Origin of the sequence: Hellea balneolensis DSM 19091 (assembly GCF_000428525.1) — a bacterium.
Lineage (GTDB): Bacteria > Pseudomonadota > Alphaproteobacteria > Caulobacterales > Maricaulaceae > Hellea > Hellea balneolensis.
In genome coordinates this window covers 121,037-147,577 of the sequence record NZ_KE386760.1, presented here as the reverse complement: position 1 = coordinate 147,577, position 26,541 = coordinate 121,037, and the positions used below count along the sequence as shown (strand labels likewise).

At 48.5% G+C, this 26,541-nt stretch carries 24 protein-coding genes; 17 read left to right on the top strand and 7 right to left on the bottom strand.

Translation table 11 applies throughout. The features are described 5' to 3' along the window. Nucleotides 1–232: 232 nt before the first annotated feature. The 5 genes from F569_RS0115235 to F569_RS0115215 all read right to left on the bottom strand — a co-directional run bounded on the left by F569_RS0115235 (nucleotide 233) and on the right by F569_RS0115215 (nucleotide 4,096). Nucleotides 233–910: a heme-copper oxidase family protein gene (locus F569_RS0115235; RefSeq protein WP_026942900.1), complete on the bottom strand. Its 678-nt coding sequence runs from the start codon at nucleotides 908–910 to the stop codon at nucleotides 233–235. Between the two features lie 163 nt (nucleotides 911–1,073). Then, nucleotides 1,074–1,859, bottom strand: coding sequence for an SDR family NAD(P)-dependent oxidoreductase (locus tag F569_RS0115230; protein ID WP_026942899.1), 786 nt, complete (start codon nucleotides 1,857–1,859; stop codon nucleotides 1,074–1,076). 42 nt (nucleotides 1,860–1,901) lie between these two features. Further along, the gene (locus F569_RS0115225) at nucleotides 1,902–3,167 is read right to left on the bottom strand and encodes an NADH:flavin oxidoreductase/NADH oxidase family protein (protein ID WP_026942898.1); all 1,266 of its coding nucleotides are present in this window, start codon (nucleotides 3,165–3,167) and stop codon (nucleotides 1,902–1,904) included. 36 nt (nucleotides 3,168–3,203) lie between these two features. Continuing rightward, nucleotides 3,204–3,452: a CBU_0592 family membrane protein gene (locus F569_RS0115220; protein WP_026942897.1), complete on the bottom strand. Its 249-nt coding sequence runs from the start codon at nucleotides 3,450–3,452 to the stop codon at nucleotides 3,204–3,206. After that, nucleotides 3,449–4,096: an alpha-ketoglutarate-dependent dioxygenase AlkB family protein gene (locus F569_RS0115215; RefSeq protein WP_026942896.1), complete on the bottom strand. Its 648-nt coding sequence runs from the start codon at nucleotides 4,094–4,096 to the stop codon at nucleotides 3,449–3,451. The genes F569_RS0115220 and F569_RS0115215 overlap by 4 nt, the downstream gene beginning before the upstream one ends. Nucleotides 4,097–4,250: 154 nt before the next feature. Between F569_RS0115215 and F569_RS0115210 the strand changes: the two genes are divergently transcribed. From F569_RS0115210 to F569_RS0115190, 5 genes are all read left to right on the top strand, one after another. Then, the gene (locus F569_RS0115210) at nucleotides 4,251–6,098 is read left to right on the top strand and encodes a hypothetical protein (protein WP_026942895.1); all 1,848 of its coding nucleotides are present in this window, start codon (nucleotides 4,251–4,253) and stop codon (nucleotides 6,096–6,098) included. 201 nt (nucleotides 6,099–6,299) lie between these two features. Then, entirely contained in the window at nucleotides 6,300–8,207 is a 1,908-nt protein-coding gene (dnaK, locus tag F569_RS0115205; protein WP_026942894.1) for a molecular chaperone DnaK, read from the top strand. A gap of 89 nt (nucleotides 8,208–8,296) precedes the next feature. Next, entirely contained in the window at nucleotides 8,297–9,175 is an 879-nt protein-coding gene (locus F569_RS19220) for an FkbM family methyltransferase (protein ID WP_051279962.1), read from the top strand. Next, a complete protein-coding gene (dnaJ, locus tag F569_RS0115195) occupies nucleotides 9,168–10,322 on the top strand; it encodes a molecular chaperone DnaJ (RefSeq protein ID WP_026942893.1) in 1,155 nt (384 codons plus the stop codon). The genes F569_RS19220 and dnaJ overlap by 8 nt, the downstream gene beginning before the upstream one ends. 11 nt (nucleotides 10,323–10,333) lie before the next feature. Beyond that, on the top strand, nucleotides 10,334–10,747 hold the full coding sequence (locus F569_RS0115190; RefSeq protein WP_026942892.1) for a hypothetical protein: 414 nt from the start codon (nucleotides 10,334–10,336) through the stop codon (nucleotides 10,745–10,747). Here F569_RS0115190 and F569_RS0115185 read toward each other — a convergent pair whose 3' ends face one another. Beyond that, on the bottom strand, nucleotides 10,748–11,170 hold the full coding sequence (locus tag F569_RS0115185; protein ID WP_084169061.1) for an avidin/streptavidin family protein: 423 nt from the start codon (nucleotides 11,168–11,170) through the stop codon (nucleotides 10,748–10,750). Beyond that, nucleotides 11,163–12,725, bottom strand: a complete 1,563-nt coding sequence (locus F569_RS0115180) for a Na+/H+ antiporter NhaC family protein (RefSeq protein ID WP_233353698.1) — start codon at nucleotides 12,723–12,725, stop codon at nucleotides 11,163–11,165. The genes F569_RS0115185 and F569_RS0115180 overlap by 8 nt, the downstream gene beginning before the upstream one ends. A 784-nt stretch (nucleotides 12,726–13,509) precedes the next feature. On the opposite strand from F569_RS0115180, the gene F569_RS0115170 reads away from it, so the two are divergent. The 12 genes from F569_RS0115170 to F569_RS18500 all read left to right on the top strand — a co-directional run bounded on the left by F569_RS0115170 (nucleotide 13,510) and on the right by F569_RS18500 (nucleotide 26,493). Then, on the top strand, nucleotides 13,510–14,631 hold the full coding sequence (locus tag F569_RS0115170) for a hypothetical protein (RefSeq protein WP_026942889.1): 1,122 nt from the start codon (nucleotides 13,510–13,512) through the stop codon (nucleotides 14,629–14,631). Nucleotides 14,632–14,679: 48 nt separating this feature from the next. Beyond that, entirely contained in the window at nucleotides 14,680–14,922 is a 243-nt protein-coding gene (locus tag F569_RS0115165; protein ID WP_034389180.1) for a hypothetical protein, read from the top strand. A 281-nt stretch (nucleotides 14,923–15,203) separates the two neighbouring features. Further along, nucleotides 15,204–15,839 (top strand): TetR/AcrR family transcriptional regulator, encoded by a 636-nt coding sequence (locus F569_RS0115160; protein WP_051279961.1) that lies wholly within the window; start codon nucleotides 15,204–15,206, stop codon nucleotides 15,837–15,839. Nucleotides 15,840–15,841: 2 nt separating this feature from the next. Next, nucleotides 15,842–16,657, top strand: a complete 816-nt coding sequence (locus tag F569_RS18510) for a lysophospholipid acyltransferase family protein (protein ID WP_051279960.1) — start codon at nucleotides 15,842–15,844, stop codon at nucleotides 16,655–16,657. Beyond that, on the top strand, nucleotides 16,654–17,976 hold the full coding sequence (locus tag F569_RS0115150; protein WP_026942886.1) for an MFS transporter: 1,323 nt from the start codon (nucleotides 16,654–16,656) through the stop codon (nucleotides 17,974–17,976). Before F569_RS18510 ends, F569_RS0115150 begins: the two co-directional genes overlap by 4 nt. A gap of 3 nt (nucleotides 17,977–17,979) precedes the next feature. Continuing rightward, nucleotides 17,980–18,489, top strand: a complete 510-nt coding sequence (locus F569_RS0115145; RefSeq protein ID WP_026942885.1) for an RNA methyltransferase — start codon at nucleotides 17,980–17,982, stop codon at nucleotides 18,487–18,489. Beyond that, entirely contained in the window at nucleotides 18,455–19,954 is a 1,500-nt protein-coding gene (locus tag F569_RS0115140; RefSeq protein ID WP_084169059.1) for an MFS transporter, read from the top strand. Before F569_RS0115145 ends, F569_RS0115140 begins: the two co-directional genes overlap by 35 nt. An 80-nt stretch (nucleotides 19,955–20,034) precedes the next feature. Then, nucleotides 20,035–20,535 carry an invasion associated locus B family protein gene (locus F569_RS0115135; RefSeq protein ID WP_026942883.1) on the top strand — a complete coding sequence of 167 codons (501 nt, stop codon included), beginning with the start codon at nucleotides 20,035–20,037 and terminating at the stop codon, nucleotides 20,533–20,535. A gap of 49 nt (nucleotides 20,536–20,584) precedes the next feature. Beyond that, nucleotides 20,585–20,797, top strand: coding sequence for a hypothetical protein (locus F569_RS0115130; protein WP_026942882.1), 213 nt, complete (start codon nucleotides 20,585–20,587; stop codon nucleotides 20,795–20,797). Continuing rightward, nucleotides 20,797–22,851 (top strand): peptidase domain-containing ABC transporter, encoded by a 2,055-nt coding sequence (locus tag F569_RS18505; protein WP_034389177.1) that lies wholly within the window; start codon nucleotides 20,797–20,799, stop codon nucleotides 22,849–22,851. Before F569_RS0115130 ends, F569_RS18505 begins: the two co-directional genes overlap by 1 nt. Nucleotides 22,852–23,331: 480 nt before the next feature. Then, nucleotides 23,332–25,923 (top strand): response regulator, encoded by a 2,592-nt coding sequence (locus tag F569_RS0115115; RefSeq protein WP_026942881.1) that lies wholly within the window; start codon nucleotides 23,332–23,334, stop codon nucleotides 25,921–25,923. A 126-nt stretch (nucleotides 25,924–26,049) separates the two neighbouring features. Continuing rightward, entirely contained in the window at nucleotides 26,050–26,493 is a 444-nt protein-coding gene (locus F569_RS18500) for a hypothetical protein (RefSeq protein ID WP_034389174.1), read from the top strand. Nucleotides 26,494–26,541: the final 48 nt, after the last annotated feature.

The window sequence follows — 26,541 nt, the reverse complement described above, 5'->3', positions numbered from 1 at the left end:
TAAAAAGGGAGAGATTTAGAAAGAGATTCGCGCGGTTTTTAAGGGAATCGCCCCTGAGGCGTAACATAGCGGCTAAGCCGCTGTTTCATTGCGAGACAGATTAGGGTTAATGCAAGTGGTTGGGGAAATTAATAAATTTAGGGAAGCATAATCAGCACAATGACTCGGACTGTGTTAGTTGAAACGATTTTCTGTCCCTTAGGAAAGTAGCAAAAATTGACTTAAGTTAGTCTCAGAAAACCTCTTCAATTGTGCCAACCTTCTTATTTGAATGATGCCACAAGATTATTATGTAAACAACAGATAGAAGGCAGCAAGTAATCGCCGCGATGCTAGAATAAAGTTGCAACGAGGCGAACTCATTTGGATAGTCAATGTATTGCCTCGGCAAGCCATATAAACCGAGCTGAGACTGTAAGAACGCCAGTGCAATGCCTGTGCTGGTGACTAATAAAGCAAACACAAAAGAGGTTTTAAGAGGCAGACTTTCAAACTTCACTTTCTGCAAGGCGCTCAATCCTCCTAGCGCAACAAGTAAGAGTGCGGTTCCGTAAGCATGTCGGTTCGCCGTGATAAAATAAGTATCCGTTATAAAGCTATCAGGAGATTGAACATTTGAAAGCGCCAAATTTAACAGTGCTCCACATAAAAGCGCAATTGTACTGAAACCAAGCCAAATAGCCCATTGCCCTAAAATCGTTCTATCTCCAATGAGCGAAATGGTACTTAAGACAATGACAGCAGTCGATATGATCATCGCCCAAACATGCACGGGTAAAATTTTAGTCCATAACTCGGGGCTGATGAATGAAATTCCAGGCCTCATAAGTTCAACTTGCCCAACAAGTCCACTCGCAAAGCCAACAAATAACAATAAGGTAGCCGCCTTAACAATATAATCTCTTATCATGTACGCAACCGTAGCGCTGAGGCGCAGTTTTGCGCAACAAGTAACTGAAATCGTTAAACACACACGTTCTAATGGGACAAAAACTACCTCGCTTAAACCGCACCATAAAAAGGCGAGCCCAATATCACAGCATGCTCGCCTTTGAAGAGATGTAGTTTGGACCCTAGCGCGGGGGCATTCTCGCGCCTGCATCGGTGCGGATATATTCGCCGTTTATATATGTGTGCTCGCACATAAATTCGACGACTTGGGCGTATTCCGCTGGATTACCAAAGCGGTTGGGGAATTGTACGTGGGCGCGCAGGGCGTCTTTGACGTTATCATTCATCTGCTGATAAATCGGCGTTTCGTAAAAACCCGGCAAGATCGTATTTACGCGAATGCCTTCGCGGGCCAGATCACGCGCCATAGGAAGTGCCATAGCGAGGATGCCGCCTTTGGACGAGCTGTAAGCGACTTGGCCAATTTGGCCGTCTTGCGCCGCAACAGACGCTGTATTGATGATAATGCCGCGCTCTCCATCGGGCTCAGTCGGCTCAAGCGCCATCATGCCAGCGGCTGATTTAGACGCGCAAATAAAGGAGCCAATAAGATTGATATTGATGATGCGAACGTAACGTTCAATATCATGCGGCACGATTGCGCCCGTATCACGTTTACGCGCAACGGTTTTCTCCGCGCCGCCAATACCAGCACAATTGACCATAATACGCTCTTGGCCATTCGCCGCCCTGAGGGCGTCCAGCCCGGCATCAACGCTCTCCGTATCGGCGACATTAACTTTGGCAAAAGTGCCGCCGATCTCGGAGGCGACCATTTCGCCGCGCTCCTCATTCATATCGAAAATACCGACTTTTACGCCTTTGGCCGCAAGGCCCCGTGCTGTCGCTTCGCCAAGGCCGGACGCGCCGCCCGTCACAATAGCTGTAAATGAGGAATCAAGTTTCATGGAACACTCCGTTAGAGATAAATATGTTTAGGGCCTGATAAGTTAAGACCCGCGCGTTTCAAGCCATTTTTTATAGCGCTTGGTTTGCGCAGAATTCTTTAATTGCTGTTTTAGTGACGACCCCAATGGGCTGGGCTTGGCTTTGGGCGGGAAGCCGTCTCCCATTCGGTAAAGGTTCATTTTCGTCATCGCCATATTTGCCAGAGCTTTGAAAGTTTGGTTTTTCCACTTCACGACAGGTAGCGGCACATGCAAATTTTCTCCAGCTTTCCAGTCATTCGGTATATTCGGATTATAGCCCATCGCGCGGGCAATCCCGACCATCGCAACCTGACCATCCGCCAAAGCATCCTCAGCCGTGGCGCGTTTCGTCACGCCGCCCGTTACCATCAAAGGCATTTTAGCTGAGCTTGCAATATCCTTAGCAAAGTCGATGAAATACATTTCACGGTCAATCGTGCTTTGGGCGCGGCCATCCTCACTCATTCCCATCATCGCGGCGCTCTCATAACTGCCGCCAGAGATTTCGACAAAATCCACGTCTTCGCCGTTTAGCCACTCCACGACCTGTTTCGCATCACCAATATCATAGCCGCCCTTTTGAAAATCCGCCGAGTTTAGCTTGACCGCAACACCAAAGCCGGGCTCCACGCGCGCGCGAATTTCGCGCACAATTTCAAGCAATAATTTGGCACGGTTTTCCAGTGGCCCGCCCCACTCATCCTCCCGCAAATTCGTCAAAGGCGAGAGGAACTGCGCTAGCAAATAGCCATGCGCCGCGTGAATTTGCACGCCGTCAAAGCCGCACATCTCGGCAGCATGGGCCGTATCGGCAAAGCGCTTAATAATGCCGAGAATTTCATCACCGCTCAGCGCACGTGCTGTCGTGAACATCTTCTCTGCCGGGCCTTCCATTGTCACTTTGGTGGCGGAGGCCGAAACAGGCTCAGTGCCTTGAGCGGCATAGATTTGACGGCCCGGATGGCTAATCTGCATATAAAGCTGCGCGCCGCCAGATTTCCCTGCGGCGGCCCAGCTCTGAAAACGTGTCTTATTATCCCCTTGGGCCAAAGTCTCGGCGCCCAGATAAACCCCGCCCGGCCCTGTCATAGCGGTCGGCGAGACCATAACATTGCCCGTCAGGATAATGCCGACGCCGCCATCGGCCCATTGCTGATAGAGATTAACCAACGCCTCTCCTGGGACTTGGCCCGGCTCCGCCATATTTTCTTCCATCGCCGCCTTACACAAGCGGTTTGATATTGTCTGTCCATTCGGCAGTGTGAGGGGCGTAAAAATATGGGACATAGGAGCTCTTTATGGCGGCGAATTTCTTATCCTCACCTATTGCCGTGAAGATAGCGCCTTGAAAAGCCCAAAAATACTGATGAGTAGCCATGCAATTTCGATGATGAATGAGGCAAGGTTAAAACTAAAATAGAGCGAGATAAGAATTAAAATCGCGCCCAAACCATTCGCCGCTGAATATCGCCAATCCAAAACGGAAAGCTTTTCAAGCTGAAGCAGTAAGTAAGCCAGCAAGATTATAATAACCCCGCCAATGCCGAGAATGTCGTAGGGGGTGACTGTCATGATGTGCTGACCTCATTCACCCGCCGCATAGTCAAATTTATGCGCCCGCCGCGCGGCACGACCGCGCTTTTCCCATACCAAACTTTGCTCACGCCGTGATGGCAAAGCCTTGCGTCATCCGCGAGGACAACAACATCACCTGAATAGAGCTTTATGCCTTTAGTTGGGCCGCCGCGTTTAGGCCCGCCTATGCGGAACATAGCTGGGTCGCCGAGGCTGACCGAGACGACGGGCGCGCGCAAATTATTTTCGTCATTATCAACATGCATCCCCATTTTAGAGGCTTTGTCTTCTTTATACCAATTTATCAAGCAGGCTTCGGGCTGGGCTGGATAATCCGTGAGCTTATCCCAGAGCCGCCCCAAAGCTGCAGGCAGCTCTGGCCAAGGCTGATCTGTCTTGGGATGACGCGGTTCATATCGATACCCTTTATCTTTATCCGTTACCCAGCCTAGCGCGCCAAAATTACTCATCACAACAGAGAGCGGCGCGCCCGTTCGCGGCATTACAGGTTGAAAAAATGGCGCTTGGGCCACGCCTTGCTTAACCACCTCTATCAACTCCGCTTGTTCTGCGGACGAAAAATAGAGCGGATAATGCGCAAAACCGGGCGGGAACCCCTGTAAAGAGTCGGGTATAATCATAGCTCTGTATAGGCCAAAAAGCCTTGTTAAATCAAAAGGTGTATTTTTAACTGATGAACCCCTCAGAGATGTAAATTCAGCAAAAAAATTGACCCATTTTCGGAATAGGGCATAAGATATATGGGTCGCGTTAAAAAGGGAACATCTGACATCTATGGGTGACGCTCCGCAATATCGCGATATTACGCGCACGCTTGAGGCTATTTTAGCCGATAAGATATTTTCGGCCAGCCCCAAGGCTCAAGATTTTTTGCGCTATATTGTGACGGAAAGCCTTGAAGGGCGCGCGGACGCCCTGAACGGCACAACCATTGCCCAAGATGTTTTTGGCAAAAATGCAGACTTTGATCCCATGCAAGACTCGGTCGTGCGCGTCACAGCGCGGCGTTTGCGCTATATGCTACAGGACTATTACGCCCAAAAAAACGATCCAAGCGATATCCTCATTACGATCCCAAAAGGCGGTTATCGCCCACAATTTGACAGTCCTATCCCTATCAGCGCCTCAAAGCCTGTCACGCCGAGCCCTGCACAAAATGGCACCGTAGAAACAGTAACACTGCCTGCTGATGTCTCCACAACACGAAATAATTGGTTCTCTTATTGGCCCTTGGGCGCAGGGCTTCTGGCGTTGATATTTGCCGCTGTCTTTGCCCTGCGAAGTTTTACGCCCCTCCAACCCAATATACAATCCGAACCGCTACAAGCCCGTACTGAGCCAGCTCCGAAAACGCTTTCAGAGGCGGCTACCAGTGAATATAGCCACCTGATTTCGTCCTATCCAAGTATTGCGGTTATGAGGTTCACCAACCAGACAGATGACCCCGCCTTTGATTTTCTGGAACAAGCCCTGCAAACCCAAATGACTGAGGATTTGACACGGTTCAGCCTGATACGGCCTATTGCCCATGAGGAAAATTACGAGACCCTTCTACGTGCGGTACCGCAAAATTATGATTATGCGATCACAGGCGTGATATTAGGCGTCGAACCTGAAATTGATATTTATATCAAGCTTATCGATTTGGGCAAAACCGAGATTATCTATGAAAATCGCTTGCGCCGCGCGCCAGGGCAATCTCAATATTATCGGGCACTTTACGACATGGTCTCAGATTTAAGCGGCGATTTTGCAGGACTTGAGGGCGTGATTATAAAAAAGCGTCTGGGCAGTATTCAGAAAAAAATTGCCGCAGATACAAATGAGATCGCCAATCTTGAAGCTTTTGAGTGTCATAGTCTGGTCGGGACGCTCATGCAGTCCCCCTCGCCTGAGCTATATAAAACGATTTATAATTGTCTTGAAACGTCCCTGAAGGATACGCCTGAAAACTCGACCTTACTCGCCTCATTTGGCTGGATCACCTATGTTGGCGCCATCTCTCATGAACCCGTTTTAAAAGCGCGCTCAGTCAATCCGGATATTGATGATAAAGTCGGCATTAAAATGATCGAAGAGGCCATCCGCATCAATCCTGATAATTCATGGGCGCAGCAAGCGCTTTCCTTACTCAAGATACGCAGCGGCGATATTCCCGGCGGGTTGATGCATGCTGAAATGGCGGTTCTGGAGAACCCTGCCAATCCGGATAATCTGACATGGCTTAGCCTGTGTCTAGCTCATTCTGGAAAATGGGATCGCGCCATGCAATTTGCTCAGGAAGCGCTCGACAGAAACCCCGAAGCCCCGTCGCAATATTACTACACTTTTTATATGAAAGCGCTGGAGGATGGCGACGGCGAAGCCATGATTAAGGTTGCGACTGAGCTGACAGAACGGGAGAATTACTATGCGCCCGTTTATAGCTATCTGGCCGCGCTAGCTTCAGGCGATGAGCCGCTAAAAAGTAAAGTAAAGCCTGAGATTGACGCCATGGCTGCGCGAAATGGTAATGACATCATGAACGTGATCAAAGTTCTGATGCCCTCAGATGCCCTGCAAGGGAAAGCAGAGCAGCTCTTGATTGATGCGGGTGAAGCGGCCCCGCCCGTTATCGACTAAGTACGGCTTGGCCGAATTAAGTCCTATATACGTCTAACAGACTGAAAAAAGAGCTTAAAAAAGTGAGTCTTTTCAAGGCTTGGCCCTTGAAGCCTTGATTTTGCTTCCCATATCTCAGCCAACGGTCAAGCTTAATCGGCTTTGTCCACGAATTTTAAACCTCACGGGTGCTTCTTAAAGGCCCAAAAACGGAGAAAACCAATGTCGAAAGTAATCGGTATTGACCTCGGAACGACTAACTCATGCGTCGCTGTTATGGACGGTGATAAGGCCCGGGTCATTGAAAATTCAGAAGGTGTGCGCACCACTCCCTCAGTTGTTGCCTTTACAGATGATGGCGAACGCCTGATCGGACAAACGGCCCGCCGCCAAGCGGTCACAAACCCTGACCACACATATTTCGCAGTCAAGCGCCTCATCGGACGCGCCATGACCGACCCGGCTGTCAAGAAGGACGCCAAACTCGTCCCATATAAGATTGTTAAAGGCAAAGGCGGCGATGCCTATGTTCAAGGGCGCGAAAAAGCTTTATCTCCTTCTGAAATTTCTGCGATGATTCTGACCAAGATGAAAGAAACAGCGGAAGCCTTCCTCGGTTCTGACGTGACACAAGCCGTTATCACGGTTCCAGCTTACTTTAATGATGCTCAGCGTCAGGCGACCAAAGACGCTGGCAAAATTGCAGGCCTTGAAGTTCTTCGTATTATCAATGAACCAACAGCGGCAGCGCTCGCTTACGGCATGAATAAAGAAGATGGCAAAACCATTGCTGTTTATGACCTTGGCGGCGGTACATTTGACGTCTCTATCCTCGAAATTGGTGACGGTGTTTTCGAAGTGAAAGCCACCAATGGCGATACCTTCCTCGGCGGTGAAGATTTTGACATGCACATCGTTGAATATTTCAATGAAGAGTTCAAAAAAGATAACGGCATTGATCTAAAGAAAGACAAGCTTGCCCTCCAGCGTCTTCGTGAAGAAGCCGAAAAAGCCAAGAAGGAACTTTCAACAGCTTCCTCCTATGAAGTGAACCTTCCCTTCATCACAGCTGATGCGTCTGGTCCTAAGCATTTCAACATGAAGCTGACACGCGCCAAGCTCGAAACACTTGTTGGCGACTTGATTAAGCGCACCATCGCGCCGTGTAAGAAAGCTCTGGCCGATGCGGGCCTCAAAGCTGGCGATATTGACGAAATTGTGCTCGTTGGCGGTATGACACGTATGCCGGCGGTCCAAGCCGCAGTGACCAAATTCTTCGGTAAAGAGCCTCATAAAGGCGTGAACCCAGACGAAGTTGTGGCCATGGGCGCTGCTATTCAAGCGGGCGTTCTGCAAGGCGACGTTAAAGACGTGTTACTTCTTGACGTAACGCCGCTTTCCCTCGGTATCGAAACCGAAGGTGGTGTATTTACACGTATGATTGACCGTAACACGACAATCCCGACGAAAAAGTCTCAAGTCTACTCTACAGCGGCTGATAACCAGTCCGCTGTGACCATCCGTGTCTCACAAGGTGAGCGCGAAATGGCGGCCGATAATAAACTCCTCGGCCAATTCGATCTGGTGGGTATCCCGCCTGCACCTCGCGGTATGCCACAAATCGAAGTCACATTTGACATTGATGCCAATGGTATCGTCAACGTCTCGGCCAAAGATAATGCTACAGGCAAGGAACAGCAGATACGTATCCAAGCCTCAGGCGGCCTGTCTGATGAAGATATCGAAGCGATGGTCAAAGATGCTGAGCTGAACGCGGATGAAGACAAAGCTCGCCGTGAACTCGCCGAAGCCCGTAACAAAGCTGAAGCGGCGATTCACCAAGCCGAAACATCGCTGAAAGATCATGGCGACCAAGCCGAAGAAGATCTAAAAGCTGATATCGAAGCGGCAGTGAAAGAACTGCAAGAACTTAAAGATTCAGATGATACGGCTGACATTACAGATAAGACCGAAGTCCTCTCTGCAGCTCTCATGAAAATGGGTGCAGCGATGTATGAAAATGCCTCTGCTGATGAGGATGCAGGTCCTGCCAAGCAAGCGGATGATGCTGATGACGAAGATATCGTCGATGCTGAGTTCGAAGACGTTGATGAAGACGACAAGGCTTAAGTTCCCCCAGACCGGATGACATTTATGTCTTCAGGTGGAGCCCCGAATATACTGGATTTCAGTGTATTCGGGGTTTTTTGGTTTAAACGATGACATATCATATTACTCCTCCATTTGGCACATATGCTCTCCCGCCCGCGCGTGAAGCGTGGCGCAAAAAAGCAGATGGCTATGGGGACACGCGCATTGGCCGTGCCTTGATATCACGCGCGCGTAAGAAAGCACTCGCGGGAGAAACAGGGCCTTTTGATATTCAGATTGAGGACGGCATTTCTGCGCGGCTTTATCCGAGCGGTAACCGTTGTGAAAAACGCGCCTTTGCCGGTGTTCAAGTCTGGGACCTTAACGAACGCCTTGCGCTTAAATCTGAAATAGAAAACCATTCAGACGTGCCTTTTGTTTTTCTAGATGTTGGCGCGAATGTAGGCCTCTATTCACTTTACGTGAATGCCTATGCCGCTCAAGCTAATCGCGCCGCGCAAATTATTGCCATAGAGCCTGGCGTTCAGACCTGCGCCCGCCTCGAAGCTAATATTGCCGTGAATGACGCCAATATTCAAATAATCCGCGCCGCTGTGTCTGATGCCCCGGGAACTGGATATCTTGGCGGCGGGGACGTAAATCGAGGTGAAGCCAAGCTGTCAGCGCAATCTGATACGACTGAGACCGTTGTTGTTGATACCCTCCCCCGTATCGCGCGTACCTTGGGGCTAACGCGTCTTGATGCGATGAAAGTGGATATTGAAGGGCATGACTTGAAAGCACTTACAACATTTTTTGAGGATGCGTCTTCGAAGCTTCACCCCAAGTTGTTGATTTTGGAAACAGGTCGGGCTGCGAATTCGCCCTTAATTGAACTTTGCGAAGCAAATGACTATGTCGTGACTGAACGCACAAAAATGAACACTATTCTTAAAAAGGCCTCTCCTAAAGAAGCTTTGGAAGCAGTAGAGAAAAACCATGTCTAAACGCGATTATTATGAAATCCTCGGCGTCGCTAAAACGGCGGATGAAAAGACAATGAAATCAGCCTTTCGCAAGAAAGCGATGGAATGCCACCCTGACCGCCACCCTGATGATCCTGAAGCCGAGGCCCGCTTTAAAGAATTGAACGAAGCTTACGGTATATTATCCGACGCACAGAAACGCGCAGCCTATGACCGCATGGGTCACCGCGCCTTCGAGCAGGGCGGAATGGGCGGCGGCGCGGGCGGCTTCCAAGACTTTGGCGATATCTTCTCCCAAATATTTGGCGGCGGCGCGGCGGGTGGCGGCTTTGCTGATATGTTTGGCGGCGGCGGCGGTGGACGCCGTCAGCAACAAGCCCGCGGCTCTGACCTACGCTATGAAATGGAAATCTCTCTCGAAGAAGCTTTTGGCGGAAAAGAAATTGATATCACTGTTCCTATCGCCGGAGATTGTGATCGCTGCGACGGATTAGGCGCGGAGCCCGGGGCGTCTGTTGAGACTTGTAGCACATGCGGCGGCGCAGGGCGCGTTCGTACGCAGCAAGGTTTCTTTACAATGGAACGGGCGTGTTCGACTTGCGGCGGACAAGGCGAGTATGTCTCCAATCCTTGCAAACAATGTGACGGCCAAGGCCAGACACGCCAGCAGACCGAATTGGATGTCACTATCCCTGCAGGCGTTGAAGACGGCACGCGCATCCGCTTATCGGGTCAGGGTGATGCAGCCCCACGCGGTCGTGGACAGCCTGGCGATTTATATATTTTCGTCTCTGTCAAACCTCACGAGCTGTTTGAACGCGAGGGTGCTAATCTTTTCTGCCGCGCGCCTGTGCCCATGACGACAGCCGCTTTGGGCGGAGATATTGAAATCCCGACCATTGATGGCGGACGTTCCAAAATCAAAATTCCCGAAGGCAGCCAATCTGGAAAACGCATGCGCCTTCGCGGAAAAGGCATGAGCGTTTTACGCGCTAATCAGCGCGGCGATATGTATGTCGAGCTTTCCGTCGAAACACCGTCCAAGCTAAATAAGCGTCAACGCGAACTCCTCGAAGAACTCGCCGAAGTCTCTGGTGATGAGATTAGTCCCGAAAGCGCGAATTTCTTTAGCAAAGCGCGGCGCTTCTGGGATGATTTAGTCGATTAAATTCCAAGCTCATGACGTTCTCCAAACGCTTTAGATTCGTTGCTGTCCTAACGGGCCTCGGAACCATCTATGGCGGGGTTTTGGCCTTTCGTCTGCTCGGGCATCAAGCCGATGCGTTATCGGATGTTGTAAAACTAAGCCTCCTCATTTTTCTGGCTCTATTGCCGCTCTCCACATTTTGGTGGACCATCATAACCCCAAAAATTAAAGGCCCCATCGGCGGAGCGCTTGCGGCGCTTATAACGGGAATTTGCGTTATCCCTGTACCAACATTTATCGGCGGTTTTAAAAGTCACTATGTCGAGCATCGCGCGGTATTTACGGGGGCTATCGAAGCGCTAAAGTTTTCAGTCTCGACATTATCCTTAGCTGAATTTATCGCCCTCCCGCTCTGCGCCATTGCGGGTTATTGGCTCGCGAAATAATTAATCCTCCATCCGCCGAAAATCACTCGCGCCTGAGGTGATAGATTGCCAAAGATCCTCATCTTCAGCCGCATCCTCGACGTCCCGCGTTAAGTTCCAGAGCGTTCTGATATAATCGCCCTGTTCATCCGCTGTGAGCTGTCCTGTCCAGCTGGTCAGAGAGCCATAGCCTTTGAAATTCACCGTAAACGTAATCTGGTCGCCTTCGACAAATCCCGTGAGCGGGAATTTTTTAGATTTATCAGGCTGCCCTAATGCGGTTTGATAATGACCCGAAAGCAAACCATCTGTGACGTCAAACGTCACGGCGGAATCACGGTCATTGACCCATTGACCTTCGAAGAGGTTGGGTTGGGTATCTTGGGCTTGTGCGCAAGACGATAAAGCCAGTGCCCCAATAGACACCCCAAGTTTTCTAAACACCGAAGACTCCTAGAATAAGATAAAGCGCCGTCGTTATCCCGCCCCCTATCAGCGCATATGGTATCTGCGTTCTGACGTGATCGATGTGGTCATTGGCTGTAGCCATTGATGTTATAATCGAGGTGTCGGAGGTGGGGGAGCAGTGATCTCCGAAGACGCCGCCGCCTAGCGCCGCCGCGACGGCGAGGCTGACATTTGTGTCCATGCCTGTCGCGAGCGGAACAGCGATGGCGATCATAATCGCAAAAGTGCCCCAGCTTGTCCCCGTGCTAAACGCGATGAACGCGCTGATGATAAATATAAGCGCAGGCACTAGAGCAGGCGAGAGAAATGGCTTGGCTTGCTCAGCGACAAATATTCCCGTGCCGAGTTCCCCGCATAAATTCCCCAGCGCGAAAGCAAAGACCATGAGCAAAGCAAGCGAGACCATGCCGGACATGCCTTTTAATATCACATCCACCATTTCGCGGATGCCCATTATGCCTTGCGCTTTGGAGAGACCGACTGAGACAAGCATCGCGCCGCACACCGCATAGAGCACGGATTTAGAGCCAGAAGCCCTGTCCATAATTTCGAAAAGCGTATTGGCTTCATCCGCGCCATTGCCCCACCCTGTATAGAGCAAAAAGACAGGCATCAGCACAACGAGTGTCAGTAGCGGTAACACCATATTACGCGCTTTGGGCGCCGCGCCCTCTTTGGCCTCCATCATGGTGATGTCCCCTGCAATCATCGGGACAGCCCCGTCGCGCAGAATCTTGCCTTCGTCTCGCGCGCGTGTTTCAGCGCGCTTCATTTCGCCAATATCGCGGCCCGTCATAATGACAAAAATAAGAATTCCGATAGCGAGCATGGGATAGAAATTGAGCGCCACCGCACTGAACAGCATCGAGACAGGTTTCTCTACATCTTGCTCAGCCAGTAAGCCCATTATGTAAGCGCCCCACGCATTAAGCGGAATGAGAATACAAATCGGCGCGCAAGTACTGTCGGCAATATAGGCGAGCTTCTCGCGCGGCATGCCGAGCTTATCCGTGAGCGGACGATAAAGCGTGCCCACCGTTAAGGTCGAGATATTACTCTCAACGAAGATCAATATGCCCGTTGCCACGGCGAGGAGTTCAACACGGCGGCGCTGTCCTTTGCTATCCGCGCTTTCGGCCTTTTTTTGCAGCCAGTTCACCACACGGGTGACAAAACCTTCGACGCCGCCCGCCCGCTGTATCAGGGCAATCAACGCGCCAATCAAAAGGGTAAAAATAATAATTTCCGTATTATAATTGCTCTCAAAGACTTTGACGAAACCTTGCATCGTGCCAATCATCCCTTGCAGAGGATTACCGCCCGCAAGGATTAAAAACCCTGAGGCAATGCCGAGCAGCAAAGCCAAAAAGACCTGCCGCGTCCAAAGCGCAAGCCCAATCGCGATAAGGGGCGGAAGAAGCGAAAGAAGACCATAATGTTCCATAGCAGAGTGATAGCGGGGTTTGACATAATGGCAAATGGGAAGTAGGCGAATTGGGCGTGAGGGCTCGGAGGCCGCTCCCTTTCTCATCACCTAGCTCCCTATCCTGTCATCACCCGACTTGATCGGGTGACCCATGCGGTGCAGGGACGCTTAAGCGCATAAATCGTAATATTAACTTCCGTTGTAAATTTACCGAATGGGTAGCCCGATCAAGTCGGGCTATGACGAGTTTGAGAATACGGAGCATAGTTACACCTTCCCTGCCAGCTGACTCGGTTTTTTTGAAAGAAACCTAACTTTTTATTGCCAGCCAACACGGATTGGGTTGGTTCGTTGAATTTTCTTTTCGGAAAAATCAACATAGGCAATCCGTCATAAAAGATGGACGCCCGCAGGGTGATCGCCTTGAGGCACACCTGGGATAACTATAAACACAAGGAGACACCCTGCGGCGGTGATTTTATCGGCGGCGTCTCAAGTGACTTTCGCCGAGGCCAGCTTTCCGCGCGCGTAAATCGCAGCGCTTAGCCTCACCGTCCCGATAATAACAAACCTACGCGATTGCCTGCCCAAGTGAAACTTGCGTTAGCAATTTCACAATTATCGAGAACATCAGTAATATAGCGCAGGTTGGAGTAAACGAGGATTTAGTTTTTTAAATTGGCACTGTGGTTGGGTTTTGAGAGGGTTTTTCTTAGGATTGACTTCAATTCGAGGGGCTTAGGAGACACAAAATATTATATTACCTGTAGTATACTATCCACAAGAATTAGATGTTCTTTATTTGTACTAGTTATCAATTTATGATAATGATAAAATATTATTACATGTAAAAAGTGCTTTTTATAAGCAATAAACCTGAGGCAAGGCTATGTTAGGCGAGGACGAAAAAAATTTAGAACCATCCGTGAGCGCTAGAAAGCCCGCTAAGAAACCTAGTAAGCGTGTTAAAAAGAAGGCAGCAAAGAAAACTCCGCGGAAAAGGAATACTGTAGTAAATTCAGCAAAATATCCAAGACATTCACTTGAGAAAGCCCTCAGAATACCTCGCGCTATATTGGATCAAAACGCAGGCAAAGCATGTACAGATCAAGAGTCGGCTGAATTTGTTGGTGTGAGTTACAACGGTCCATATCAGTCTGAAATAGGCTCTGCAAAAAAGTACGGATTAGTATCGGCTCCTGCCACAAGAAAGATTGAAGTCACCGATTTAGCGAAGAAAATATTGCGGCCACAATCATCCGGTGATGAGTTAGAAGGTCGCCGAAAAGCTGTTACTGATGCAGTGGATATTGCCGATGTATATCTTCATTATCGCGGAGAGAACATTCCTGATGCCCAGTTTTTCGAAAACACCCTTGTTGATAAATTCAAAATTCCAAGGGAAAAGGTTTCTGATTTCAAAGGAATTTTCTTTGATAACTTAAAATTTGCTCAACTCGTTGAGGACCATAATGGAAAACAACGGGTATTAGATTTCTCTCATCAAGCGGCGACGTCAAGTTTAAAGTCAGATCGAATTCGAAAACTAGGTAAGTCTGTCAAAGTGGGGGCAAATGACACTTGTTTCGTGATGATGCCCTTTGGTGATCCGCTCGGATCATACTATTCCTCTGTCTATGAGCCAGCCGTCAAAAAAGCGGGGTTAAATCCAGTCCGCGCCGATGACGATATTTTTGGGACAGGTAAAATTATAGATCAAGTGTGGAAGGGTATTACCGAAGCTAAAGTATTAATCGCCGAACTCACATCTAGAAATCCAAATGTCTTTTATGAGTTAGGATTGGCACACGCCCTACAAAAGCCTGTGGTGCTTGTGTCTTCTAATGAAGAAGATGTACCGTTCGATCTAAAACATATCCGTGTAATATATTATGATATTTATGACCCCTTTTGGGGAGAAAAATTGATTGAAAAGGTTGCTGAAAATATTCTCTCAGCTTTAAACAATCCCGAAGAAGCAATTTTTCAAAAACCTGATACGGCTAGTTAGTATAAATGATAGTGGTTACTAGTTCACTGAGCGAGATTGGAAATAGCAATGGCAAAAATTGAATTTTACGGCCCAGATAATGGATACCATTATGGGAGGCTAAAAGCTGGTGGCAAGGTCGAAATATATGATCCGCAAAACAATTACTGGTATGGCAAGTTGAAGGATAATGGCAAAATAGAACTGTATGACCACAACGGCCAATATTATTATGGGAAGCTAAAGGGTGGCGGCAAAATGGAACTGTATGATAGTCAAAACAGATATTATTACGGCAAGATCAAAGGCTAAGAAACACATGACTCTCTGTAATTGCCATGTGTTTTCCCTTAGGATGGTATTCCGTCCCAACGATTAAGTGACCCCACTATAGCAATTCAATCCAAGATCTAGGCTATGGACCGTAATGAGGATGTTGCCACTGCACCGCTCCCTCTTAACCCCTCATTAACCCTAAACCCCAAAAATGAGTAATCACTCATTTTTTCCCTTGCGCTCCCCCATCCTTCTCTGTATCACGCTATAAATGAGTGATTACTCACTTATCTAAGGCACTATCTAAGGAGATGAGCATGAGCACAATAAAGTATCATGAGCCTGGGCGGGGCGTTTCGGCTGTGGACGGAACGAATAAGGCTAAGATTGAGCGGGCAGCGGTGTGGCTGTTCGCTGAGCATGGCGTGGATGGGGTCTCGACCAAATCCATCTCGCAGCAAGCGGGTGTGTCTGAGGGTCTGCTTTATCGTTATTTCAAAAACAAAGACACGTTGGCGCGGGAGCTGATGCGGGCCATTCATATTCGCTTGACCGAGATGATTATGGCCGCCTCTGCGCGCGAGGAGGGCCTTGCCGATCAGGTAAGCTTTATCGTGCGCCATTATTGCGAGATTGCCGATGATGATTGGACATTGTTCCGCTATCATATTTTGCATTTGCATCACTTCCCGGCGCTCTCCGATGCGCCAGCCGGAGAGTGGCCGAATTCGCCCCATATGGCGGCGGTGAAACTCTTGCAAAAAGCGATGGATGGGGGCGCTATGCCGAAAGGTGATGCGAGCCTCCTCTCGGCCATGGCTTTGGGCGTTGTTTTGCATCCTGCCCAAGCCAAAGTGCTGGGCGCCATAGACGGGCCGCTCTCGGCGCATATCCCCGCTTTTGAAGCGGGTGTTTTTGCTGTGCTCGGCCTTAAACAGAAAGAGGAGGTTTAGTCATGCGCTCTTTATTATTTAACGTCTTTTTCCTGACTGTGACGGCCATTTATGCGGTGGTTTGCGTCATCCTCTCGCTGCTTCCGGGGCGGAAAATAATGATGGCCTCTTTGCGCCGCTATACGCGCCTGATGGTGTGGGGGATGCGGGTGATTGCTGGGATTAAGGTGCAGGTCACGGGGCATGAACATATCCCCGCCGACGGGCCCGTTATTATTGCCGCCAAGCATCAGAGCTATGGCGACGGCTTTGTCGTTTTTTCGCAATTTTTTGACCTATCCTTTGTGACGGGGGATGCGATTACGAAATTTCTTTTTATCGGGCGCATCCTGACCAAAATGAATGCCGTGGTGATCAATAATTGCGGCGGCGTGGATCAGCGCCGAAAAATGGCTGAGACCTCCGCCATTGTGCGTGAGCAAGGGCGTAGATTGCTGATTTATCCTGAGGGGCACCTCTCAAAGATTGGCACGCAGCATAAATACCGCAAAGGCGTCTATCATCTGTATAAGGATTTTGGCTGTCCTGTGGTCCCGCTCGCCAGTAATTTAGGGCAGCGCTGGAACCAAAATGATTGGGTGAAACATCCCGGCCCCGCAAGCCTTGAATTCTTGCCGCCCATCATGCCGGGCCTTGGCAAAGAGGAATTTATGGCGCGGCTTGAAAGTGACATCGAAACGCGCTCTATTGCGCTTCTGGACTTGGATAATCTCGGGGCGCTAAACCCTGATGATATTGGCAAGACCGAAGAGAATGATGTGGCCCGCGCCAAACGTGAGGCCCGCGAGGCGGAAGCCGAAAAGGGAGAGACATCATGAGCGCAAGACTCGCGGGAAAATTATTGGTGCAAAGGCGGTTCTTGCCGCTTTTCACCCTCTTCCAAACCGGCACATTTAACGACAATACGCTCAAAAATGCACTGATTGCGATGATCACATTTGGCGGCTTTGCTTTTCTCTCTGACCTGCCCAGCGCGGTGCGCGTGCCTGTGGCGGCGCTGATCTTTACGGGGCCCTTTACGATCCTCTGCGCCATAGCCGGACAAATCGCGGATAAATTTGACCGCGGCAAAATCTTTCGCTGGGTCAAACGCGCCGAGGCGCTGATTATGGCGCTTGCGGCTGTGGGGTTTGCGCTTAAGAATGTGCATATCCTTGCTGTATGTTTGGGGCTGATGGGGGCGCAATCAGCTTTTTTCTCGCCGACGAAAAATGCGGTGCTGCCGCAATGGCTGTCCGAGAAAGAGCTCATTACCGGCAATGCGCTGATGAGCGGATTTCAATTCTCTATCCTTTTGGTCGGCACTGTCGTGGGCCTTGGCGTTTTGAAATTTGGAACGCCTGTCATTTCAGGACTTTTATTTTCGCTCGCTATTGTAGGCTGGATCGCGGCGGAAATGACCCCCGCAGCGCCCGCGCCGCAGCCCAAATTAAAGGTCAATTACAATCCCATTACGGCGACGGTCAACGTTCTTAAGCAAGCCTTTGCCAATCAAGATGTGCTGCGGCCGCTCTTGGGGGTGGCTTGGTTTTATGGCCTCTCCACCGTTTTTGTTACGACCTTCCCTGATTATGTCGCCACAACTATGCGCTATGAAGAGGGCGTGCTGATGATGATGCTGGCCAGTTCGACGATCTCAATTTTAATCGGCTCGCTCCTGACGCTTTTTATTGGCGGCTGGAAGATCTGGGGCCCTGAATCCGTAGGCCTGTCGGCCTTTGGCATTACGGGGGTGACGCTATTCGTGCTTATGCTTTGCTTGATACCAAGCCCGACTTATATGGGGGCGGAGACATTCGGCCCCGTCAGTGATTTTGCGCAAAATCCGCATATGCCGTTATTTATGACGGCGATCGTCGGCGCCTCCATCTGTAACGGGCTGTTCCTGGTGCCGTTGCAAGCCATGTCGCAAAGGCGGGCCAACCCGAATATTCGGGCGCAACTGATGAGCGCAGGATCTGTTTTGTTAAACCTCTTTGTCAACATAACAACCTTTGGCCTCATTGGACTTGCGGCCATGAAAGTCGCGCCAAAAATGCCTTTTGTTATGATTGTGATTGGCAGCGCCATAGTCGCCGCCTATGCCATCTACCGCACGTTTAACCCCATTGAACGTTATGTTCATTTGGAGAGCTAGGTCATGAGAGGTTATTTCGGTGTGGGTGTTGAAGGAATTTCCAAATCCTATAATTTAGGCGCTGTACTGCGCACGTCTAATGCCTTTGGCGCAAGCTTTGCCTTTACCATAGGCGCCACGCATAAGGCGCTCGAAGTCCGACGTACTGACACATCACGCTCGGACACCCATATGCCTTTTTATGAATGGGACACGCCCGGCGATCTTATTCTGCCTAAGAACTGCCAAATGGTCGGAGTTGAGTTGACCGATGAGTCGATAGAACTGCCAAGCTTTCGCCACCCGACAAATTGCGTTTATGTGCTTGGGCCCGAGAAAGGGAATTTGTCGGATGATATGCAAGCCCGCTGTGACTACCTTGTCAAAATACCGACTAAGTTTTGTATCAATGTTAGCCTGGCTTGCGCCCTCGCCCTCTATGATCGCACCATCATGATGGGCGGATATCCTGATCGACCCGTCAAAGTCGGCGGCCCTGATGAGACGTGGTCTCGCCCTAAGCGTAAGCGCTAGTCTCTTGAAGGATTCTGATATGGCCTCGACTAAAACAGCTCTACCCGTAAAAATACGGCAAGTCTCTATCCCGACCAAAGCGGCTTACGGCGCGGGTCAGGGTTTAATCTCTGTGAAGAATATGTTGTTTCATTTCTTCTTCCTGTTTTATTTTTCAAATGTCTTAGGCGTATCAGAAGGGCTTGTCTTTATCGCGACGATGATTGCGCTTTTCGTCGATGCCTTTTCCGATCCGATTATGGGACAAATCTCTGATAATTATCGCAATGAAAAATGGGGACGGCGACATAAATTCATGCTGTGGGGCATTATTCCCACCGCGATTGCCTTAGTGCTGTTATTCGCGCCGCCAACAAGCCTTAGCGCGAACGGTTTATTCCTCTGGATGCTGTTTTTCCTTTTAGTCGTGCGCATAGGACTCACCATTTACGGCGTGCCTTATTACTCCCTTGGGGCCGAGCTTTCCACGAATTATAATGAACGCACAAATATTGTCTCTGTCAGAGAGCTGTTTAACAACACCTTCAATATCTTTGTCTTCCTCATTGGTTTTATCATTTTCCTGCCGGACAGTCCCGCTTTTGAAGACGGCATGATGAACCAGGCAGGCTACGCGCCTTTCGTTTTGACCATGACAATTATTGGCGTCATTGGGAGCTTGATCGCGGTTTTCGGAACACGGCATAAAGTCACTGACATTCGCCGCTATAAGGGTGATGACCGCAACCATTGGCGCGAGACATTCAGAGAGCTTAAAAAAGCGGCCAATATTCGCCCCTTTATCTGGCTATCGGGCGGCTATAGCCTCATCCTTATTTTATATGGCGCGGGAAGTTCGCTTAGCCTTTATATGGGCGTCTATCTTTGGCAACTTTCTCAAGGCGCGAAAACAATTGTGACTTTAGCGCCGTTCTTACTGCTTATTCCGGCTGTTATTTTGGCCTCCGTTCTGGCGGCGAAAATGGACAAAAAGCCTGCAACATTACTATTCGGAGCGATTTACCTGCTTTGTAACCTCATTCCTTTTGCCGCCTATCTGATGGGTTGGCTCCCGCCCATTGGGGATAGCCGCCTCATGTGGATTATCGCCGCCTTTAATGGCCTTGGCTTTTTAGGCCTGACAGGGGTTTTGGTGATTTCAAATTCAATGCTTGCTGATGTGGCCGACATGATGGAGCTTCGAACCGGCAAACGGCAAGAAGGCTTGCTTTATGCAGCTTTTTCATTTGCTCAGAAACTCACTTTTGCCGTTGGTTTGGCCGTGGCGAGCCTGACCTTAATGGTGCTTAGTTTCCCGAAACAATTAGAGCCCAGCCAAGTGGCCCAAGACACGATAGACGGCCTTGCTACCGCGTCTCTTTTAACGGCGCTCATCTTTGGCCTGGCAAGCCTGTTTTGCTTCTCGCGCTATCAGATGACGCGCGAGGAACATACAGAAATTCAGCGGAAATTGGATATACTGTAATTGCGTCTTGAAAATTTGCAAAAATTAAGGCTGTTTTAACCTTAATATTGACCAATAGGGACAAATTATTGGGTGCTGAAATGAGACCTCTTTTCTTAATCATATTTTTGGCGGCATTTACCATGCCATCTGCGGCACAAGCCGCGCCTAAGCTTGAGGGCAAATATAGCGACTGGGCGGTCTATTCTCGCGCGGAAGGTAATGACAAAATTTGCTACGCTATCTCTGAGCCTAGATCCAAATCTCCAAGCTCGGTCCGCCATGGTGAAATTTACTTTATGGTCTCAAATTGGCAGTCCGGCGCAGCTAAGGAGCAGCCCAGTTTTATGGCCGCTTTTCCATTAAGAGCAAACCGCGCGCCCGAAGCGCGTGTCGGCTCAGCTAAATATAAAATGTTCGTGGCTGAAAATGAGAGCTTCATCGAAAACTCAAATGATGAACGCGCCCTTGTTGCAAAAATGAAGGCAGGAGCAACCATGAACCTAAAGGCCGTCAGCGCACGCGGAACCAATGTGAGTTATGCGTTCTCGCTTAAGGGAATCACAGCGGCACTCAAAAAGGCCAAGACGGCTTGTAGTTAGGGCCCCAGTAGGGCTTCACATCCCTTTAGAATTGGCTTAGCCAAATACCATGAGTTTATTTCGTAAAGAAGCCTTGGAGCATCGCTCCCGTGCCCTGTTTGGCGAGGTTCGGCTTCGAAATAGTGTGGCCTCCTGGATTATTACCGTTCTCCTCATTCTGGTGATGATTATATTTATTGCGGGATTGTTTTTCTTAAAGGTCGAAACGGATGGAGACTCCATCAGGCTCCTAGACTGGATATTGTCTAGAGGGCCTAAGTAATGTTTGGCCGCAAAACACTTCCCGTTATTCTTCAAACCGAAATGACTGAGTGCGGTCTGGCATGCCTTGCAATGATAGGCCAGTATCACGGGCATAATATTGATTTGAATGTGCTCCGAAAACGTCACCTTGTCTCTATGACGGGCGCATCCCTAAAATCAATTATCGCGATCGCAGGAGGGCTTCAGCTCGCGGCGCGGCCTTTGAAAGTTGATTTAGACCAATTGGAAAAACTCCAGCTCCCGGCCATTTTGCATTGGGATTTAAACCATTATGTCGTGCTAAAATCCGTTAAAGGCGACAAAGTTCAAATTGTCGATCCGGGTATTGGACTTCGAAACTTAAAGCTCTCTCAAGTCTCAGATCACTTCACGGGCATTGCGCTTGAGCTAACCCCGACAGCAGAATTTTCGCCTATAGACGCACGATTAAAGCCGCATCTTTCGCTGCTTTGGTCACGCCTTGTCGGATTAAAGCGCGCCATATTTCAAACGCTCACGCTTTCTGTTATTTTGCAAATCATAGTTTTAGCCGCACCTTTTTATTTACAGCTCGTTGTGGACGGCGCTCTGGCGCAAAATGATTATGGCTTGCTAAAAGCCCTCGCCCTGGGATTTGGCGGTCTTATGATTTTGCGCGCGGTCAGTGAAGCTGTGCGTAGCTGGGCTATCCTAGTTTACGGCAATCAAATGAGCTTGCAGATGGTCGGCAATGTCTTTCGCCACCTCATTCGCTTGCCTACAAGTTATTTTGAAAAACGTCATGTCGGGGACATTATTTCGCGCATGGGCAGCTCTGTGCCGATCCAAGAGGCGCTGACTCAATCGATTGTTGCCGTTTTGATTGACGGCGTGATGGCCATTTTGATGTTGATAATCCTCTATCTTTATTCACCTCTGCTCGGGACAATTATCCTGATAAGCGTTCTATTGCTCACCCTCTCCACACTTTTGATCTATCCACATCTACGCCGCACGCAAGAAGAGAGCATCTATGCCAAAGCCGTAGAAAACACCCATGTGATTGAAAGTATCCGCGCCAGCACAACAGTTAAACTTTTTGGCCGAGAAGCTCAGCGCGAAGCGGCCTGGCGAAATCTTTATACGGATTTCATCAATACAAATGTTGAGTATGGAAAGTTCACGATCTGGCAGAAATTTGCGGAAACGCTTTTAACAGGCTTACAGATCGTCATCGTGGTTTGGGCCGCCGCCATGATGATGATGGATGGCAATGCCTTTACGCTCGGCATGCTGGTCGCGTTTCTGGCTTACCGTCAATATTTTACTGATAGCGTCACGCAGCTTTTGCAAAAGGGTATCGAATTTCGGCTTCTCTCACTTCATCTGGACAGATTATCGGATATCATTTTCTCTGAAGAAGAACAGCTAGAGGACGGCGAAGCTGGACGTGCTGAGTTTAAGGGTCACATTGAGCTTGAAAATATCTCATTTCGCTATTCAGACACAGATCGCTGGATTTTTGACGATTATAGTCTGGCGATAGAGCCCGGCCAAATGACGACTCTGACAGGACTCTCTGGCGGCGGTAAGACGACGCTTATGAAGCTTATATTGGGATTATATGAGCCAACAAAGGGACGTATTTTGATAGATGGACGTCCTTTGCAAGAGATTGGTATTCGCCGTTGGCGTGAACATATTGGCGTTGTAATGCAAGATGATAAGTTATTATCTGGAACGATCGCTGATAATATCAGCTTTTTTGATCCTGAAATGGACATGAAAAAAGTCGCCGCTGCCGCGCGTAAAGCGCAAATTCATGATGAGATTATGGCTATTCCCATGCATTATACCTCTATGGTCGGGGATATGGGGTCGATATTGTCAGGCGGTCAGAAACAACGCGTCTTATTAGCCCGCGCTTTATATCACGAACCCAGCGTCCTGTTCTTGGACGAAGGCACAGCCAATCTGGATGCTAAAACCGAGGAAATTATCGTCGATATCATTGCAAAAATGCCGATTACCAGATTAATTGTAGCCCACAGACCTGCCTTTATTCAGCGTTCAAACCAAGTTTTGCATATTTAAGTATTATTTTTGATAAATTTTATCATTGTTAATGCAACCTTTTCACTTTTAAGGCGTATTAACCTTGTAATGTTCCATTTTGTAACTTTTTAACTTGATTTTAAGTGAAAATGGCGCATTTATTTGATAGTTTCCAATTCCGGAAACGCAGAACAAGGAAAATTCAATGCGTGAATTAACTCTTGAAGAAATCGAAGTCGTAACTGGTGGGATGCCAATCATTATTGACTTTTAGGATTTCTGATCCAATTTGATCAACTATGTGGAACCCGCCCAAGGCGGGTTTTTTTATGCGTAAACTCTTTATAAACGCCATAAATTGTTAAGATATTTACCCTAAACCAAACCCTTCGCCGGGGTCTGGTTTTGGAAAAACATAGAAAACATATCAAGACGATTATATCTAGTTTTCTAGCAGCGTCAGCACTTGTCTGCACACCCACCCAAACTTACGCGCAATCTATTATCTCAGAGGAGGCAATGGAAAAAGCCGTTGCCTTTAGCGAAAAAATTAAAACTGAAAAGCTTCTTACTGAAAATATAGCTTCCATAGAGGCTTTAAACCTAGCATCTCTTCCGCCCAAAACCCGCCTTCGTCATATCCGTCAACACGCTCATGGCAGAATTGCACATAGTAATGATTTTGACCGCGATAAAATTCTGGCGCTCTATAAAAGTACTTTAGAAGAAGCGGGCGCCCAAAGAGATTTCGCTGTTTATGACCTTCATCGCCGCATGCTCGATAATTTTGATCTTTTGGATCCAAATATTGACCGTGAGAACCTGATAAATGACCTCGAAATTGCGGCAAATGATAAAGATTGGTTTGTTGCAAGCAATGCTTGGCTACTCTTAAGTGTAGTCAATTCATTTTCGAATAATCCTTCCTTAGCCTTACAGCAAGCTCAAGAGGCCTTTAAAAAGATTCCTACTGAAATTTCACCTTATGTGACCGACGCGCATATTTTGACTCTGACCAGCACAACTTATTTGAATAACCTTTTGCTCAATACCGAGCTGGCAATTGAAAACACTGCTGACCTTATAGCGCGAATGCAAGCCGCGGGTTACCCGATTGACGGTTCAAGCCTTCTCAATAATCTCATATACTCTCTATCAATGTGGCGAGAACACGAAGTCTCAACTCAGGTCTCACAGTTTGTTCTTGATATAGAAAAAGAGGTTGGGTCAAACACACCTGGATTAACAGAATTAAGGGTCGCTCGCCTTTATGACCAACAAAGTGAGTATAAAGTCGCTTTAACACATATAAATAACGGGCTTAAGGTAGCGAAGTTACCTTCTGTTAGGAAGCACCTTCAGTTCCTAGAGGTCAACAGTCTTTTAGGGTTAGGCAGAGTTGCTGAAGCTAAAGAAAAAATACTCTTATTGGAAAATGTTCCTGAATCCGAAAAATCAAATGATATATTTCGGGCTTATATAAATCGAACCAAACTTAGTTTTGCGATTCAGGAAAATGACAAGAGCAAAATTTATAAGTTCACTAATGAATTACTCGACCTGACAACCCAAAACCTTTTAAAGTCTTATAGTACCAGAACCTCAAAACTGGTCGCGAGTCTGGAAAACACCAAAGAACGTCAAGCCGAAAGGGAGGCGAACCTCACCCGCGAAGCTAATTTACAACGTGCCAAAGCGGAGCAAAGCAAACGCGTAAATCAGCTACTGCTTGTCTTACTTGCGATATTGTCCTTGGCAGCAAGTCTTGCGATAGTTTTCGCGCGCTACCGCCACAATATCTCCAAAAAGCTCGAAATTAAGACGGCGGAAGCTGAAGATGCAGATCGCATGAAGTCTGAATTCTTGGGCATGGTCAGTCATGAGCTGCGCACCCCTCTTAACGGAATTGTAGGTATTGCGGATTTATTATCCACACAAGCCCCGACCCCTGACATGCGTCATAAGTCCGGGATAATTTTAGACAGCTCTAACAAGCTGACACATGTGATAGAAAGCATCGTTGATATGTCGAGCATAGATGGCGATAAAATGCAGCTTTATCCTGAGCCGACCAATATTCAGGCTCTGGTTAAAAAGTTAGAGCAAGAGTGGCGTCCGGCCATAGAGGCTAAAGGTGTTACCTTTACATGTTTTGTAGAAGGCAGCTTAAGCGGTGACATCACAGTCGATAAAGTCCGCACGGAACAATGTTTGAGCAATCTTTTATCCAACGCTGCTAAATTTACAGAACGTGGCCGCGTTCATCTTCACGTGACGTCTAAGAAATTGGACAATGCTGAGACTGAGGTCACGGCCATTGTCGCCGATACAGGCCAAGGCATGAGCGAGGCGGTACAAGGCAAATTATTTACACCTTTCGTGCAAGCCGACAGCACTATGACGCGTAAATATGGCGGATCTGGCCTCGGTCTTGCTATCACGCAAAGCCTTGCGCGCATGATGGGCGGTGACGTAACGATGATATCGGCGGAAGGCCGCGGATCAGAATTTAAACTGACATTATGCGGTCCGCAAAGCGAAGCGGTTGAACCTGAAGTACAGGAAGAAATTACGCAGTTACCAGCTACCGAGCCTGCGCCAGAGACTGAAACTGTTATAAGCAACTCCTATTTTGCCGAAGAAAGGAATGATGAGACCGCACATCCCATAGAACGCACGGCGGTTGCTGAAGTGGAAAGGCTTAAAGGGTTAAAAGTCCTCATTGTGGAGGATGAACCTGCGAACCAAGAAGTCATTAGGATGTTTATTGACCCGCAAGGCTGCAAAACGCTGTGTACCGGAAACGGCGTAGAAGCCTTGGATGTTTTGAACACGCAAGCCATTGATATCATATTGATGGACATTCGGATGCCAACAATGGACGGAATTGAAACAACCCGGGCTATAAGAGACTCAGGACGGGAATATCAGAACACACCCATTATCGCTTTAACCGCAGATGTTTCAGCTGAAAATAATGCGGAGTGCATGGCCGCGGGCGTTGATATTTTCCTGACAAAACCAATTAAGTCCCGTGACCTTATCGATGCCATGCAATATGTCCTGTTATTGCGGCATACGGAGGACACTCAAGCGGCACAGGTCGCTTAAAGTCATACGCCCCGAAAGCCTTAGATTTTGACGCTATGCCGAGTTTAGGACGCGCTTTCTAATTTTTCTTCATATCTAGGTCTCATCGAACACAGCGAATAAAGTTCGCCCAATCAGGAGGCCATCATGGCAAAATCGAAAACAACTGCTAAAAAAGCAACCAAAACAACTCAAAAAGAAGCTGTGAAAGCTACAGCTCTTCTTCGTAAAGGCGTTCTCGCCTATGTCGGTCTACACGGCGCAGCTTATGAGCGTGCTAAGTTCCGTTTTGAGCAAGTTCGCACATCTACAGACGGACTTTTCGACACATTTGTGGAAAAAGGCGAAGAGCTTGAAGCCAAAGCCGCTGACCTTGCCAAGGTTGCGCAAGTCAAAGCGTCTGAAACATTTACAGACACGACTGCTAAAGTTCGCGGCGTCATGCCAACAGCGTCAAATGACCGTGTATCTGAGCTTGAAGCCGAAGTCACAGCCCTGAACAAAAAGATCGCGGCGATGACAAAGAAAGCCACAAAGCCTGTCAAAAAAGTTAAAATGACAACTGAAAAGACAGTCACAAAAGCGGCTTAATTTTACAGAGCTTATAAAGTTAGATTAATCGAATGTCTTTCCCTCCCC

Bases quoted from the DNA above. Each gene is read 5' to 3' on its own strand.
- F569_RS0115235 (WP_026942900.1), bottom strand. From the start codon at position 910: ATGATAAGAGATTATATTGTTAAGGCGGCTACCTTATTGTTATTTGTT.
- F569_RS0115230 (WP_026942899.1), bottom strand. From the start codon at position 1,859: ATGAAACTTGATTCCTCATTTACAGCTATTGTGACGGGCGGCGCGTCC.
- F569_RS0115225 (WP_026942898.1), bottom strand. From the start codon at position 3,167: ATGTCCCATATTTTTACGCCCCTCACACTGCCGAATGGACAGACAATA.
- F569_RS0115220 (WP_026942897.1), bottom strand. From the start codon at position 3,452: ATGACAGTCACCCCCTACGACATTCTCGGCATTGGCGGGGTTATTATA.
- F569_RS0115215 (WP_026942896.1), bottom strand. From the start codon at position 4,096: ATGATTATACCCGACTCTTTACAGGGGTTCCCGCCCGGTTTTGCGCAT.
- F569_RS0115210 (WP_026942895.1), top strand. From the start codon at position 4,251: ATGGGTGACGCTCCGCAATATCGCGATATTACGCGCACGCTTGAGGCT.
- dnaK (WP_026942894.1), top strand. From the start codon at position 6,300: ATGTCGAAAGTAATCGGTATTGACCTCGGAACGACTAACTCATGCGTC.
- F569_RS19220 (WP_051279962.1), top strand. From the start codon at position 8,297: ATGACATATCATATTACTCCTCCATTTGGCACATATGCTCTCCCGCCC.
- dnaJ (WP_026942893.1), top strand. From the start codon at position 9,168: ATGTCTAAACGCGATTATTATGAAATCCTCGGCGTCGCTAAAACGGCG.
- F569_RS0115190 (WP_026942892.1), top strand. From the start codon at position 10,334: ATGACGTTCTCCAAACGCTTTAGATTCGTTGCTGTCCTAACGGGCCTC.
- F569_RS0115180 (WP_233353698.1), bottom strand. From the start codon at position 12,725: ATGAGAAAGGGAGCGGCCTCCGAGCCCTCACGCCCAATTCGCCTACTT.
- F569_RS0115170 (WP_026942889.1), top strand. From the start codon at position 13,510: ATGTTAGGCGAGGACGAAAAAAATTTAGAACCATCCGTGAGCGCTAGA.
- F569_RS0115165 (WP_034389180.1), top strand. From the start codon at position 14,680: ATGGCAAAAATTGAATTTTACGGCCCAGATAATGGATACCATTATGGG.
- F569_RS0115160 (WP_051279961.1), top strand. From the start codon at position 15,204: ATGAGCACAATAAAGTATCATGAGCCTGGGCGGGGCGTTTCGGCTGTG.
- F569_RS18510 (WP_051279960.1), top strand. From the start codon at position 15,842: ATGCGCTCTTTATTATTTAACGTCTTTTTCCTGACTGTGACGGCCATT.
- F569_RS0115150 (WP_026942886.1), top strand. From the start codon at position 16,654: ATGAGCGCAAGACTCGCGGGAAAATTATTGGTGCAAAGGCGGTTCTTG.
- F569_RS0115145 (WP_026942885.1), top strand. From the start codon at position 17,980: ATGAGAGGTTATTTCGGTGTGGGTGTTGAAGGAATTTCCAAATCCTAT.
- F569_RS0115140 (WP_084169059.1), top strand. From the start codon at position 18,455: ATGAGACGTGGTCTCGCCCTAAGCGTAAGCGCTAGTCTCTTGAAGGAT.
- F569_RS0115135 (WP_026942883.1), top strand. From the start codon at position 20,035: ATGAGACCTCTTTTCTTAATCATATTTTTGGCGGCATTTACCATGCCA.
- F569_RS0115130 (WP_026942882.1), top strand. From the start codon at position 20,585: ATGAGTTTATTTCGTAAAGAAGCCTTGGAGCATCGCTCCCGTGCCCTG.
- F569_RS18505 (WP_034389177.1), top strand. From the start codon at position 20,797: ATGTTTGGCCGCAAAACACTTCCCGTTATTCTTCAAACCGAAATGACT.
- F569_RS0115115 (WP_026942881.1), top strand. From the start codon at position 23,332: ATGGAAAAAGCCGTTGCCTTTAGCGAAAAAATTAAAACTGAAAAGCTT.
- F569_RS18500 (WP_034389174.1), top strand. From the start codon at position 26,050: ATGGCAAAATCGAAAACAACTGCTAAAAAAGCAACCAAAACAACTCAA.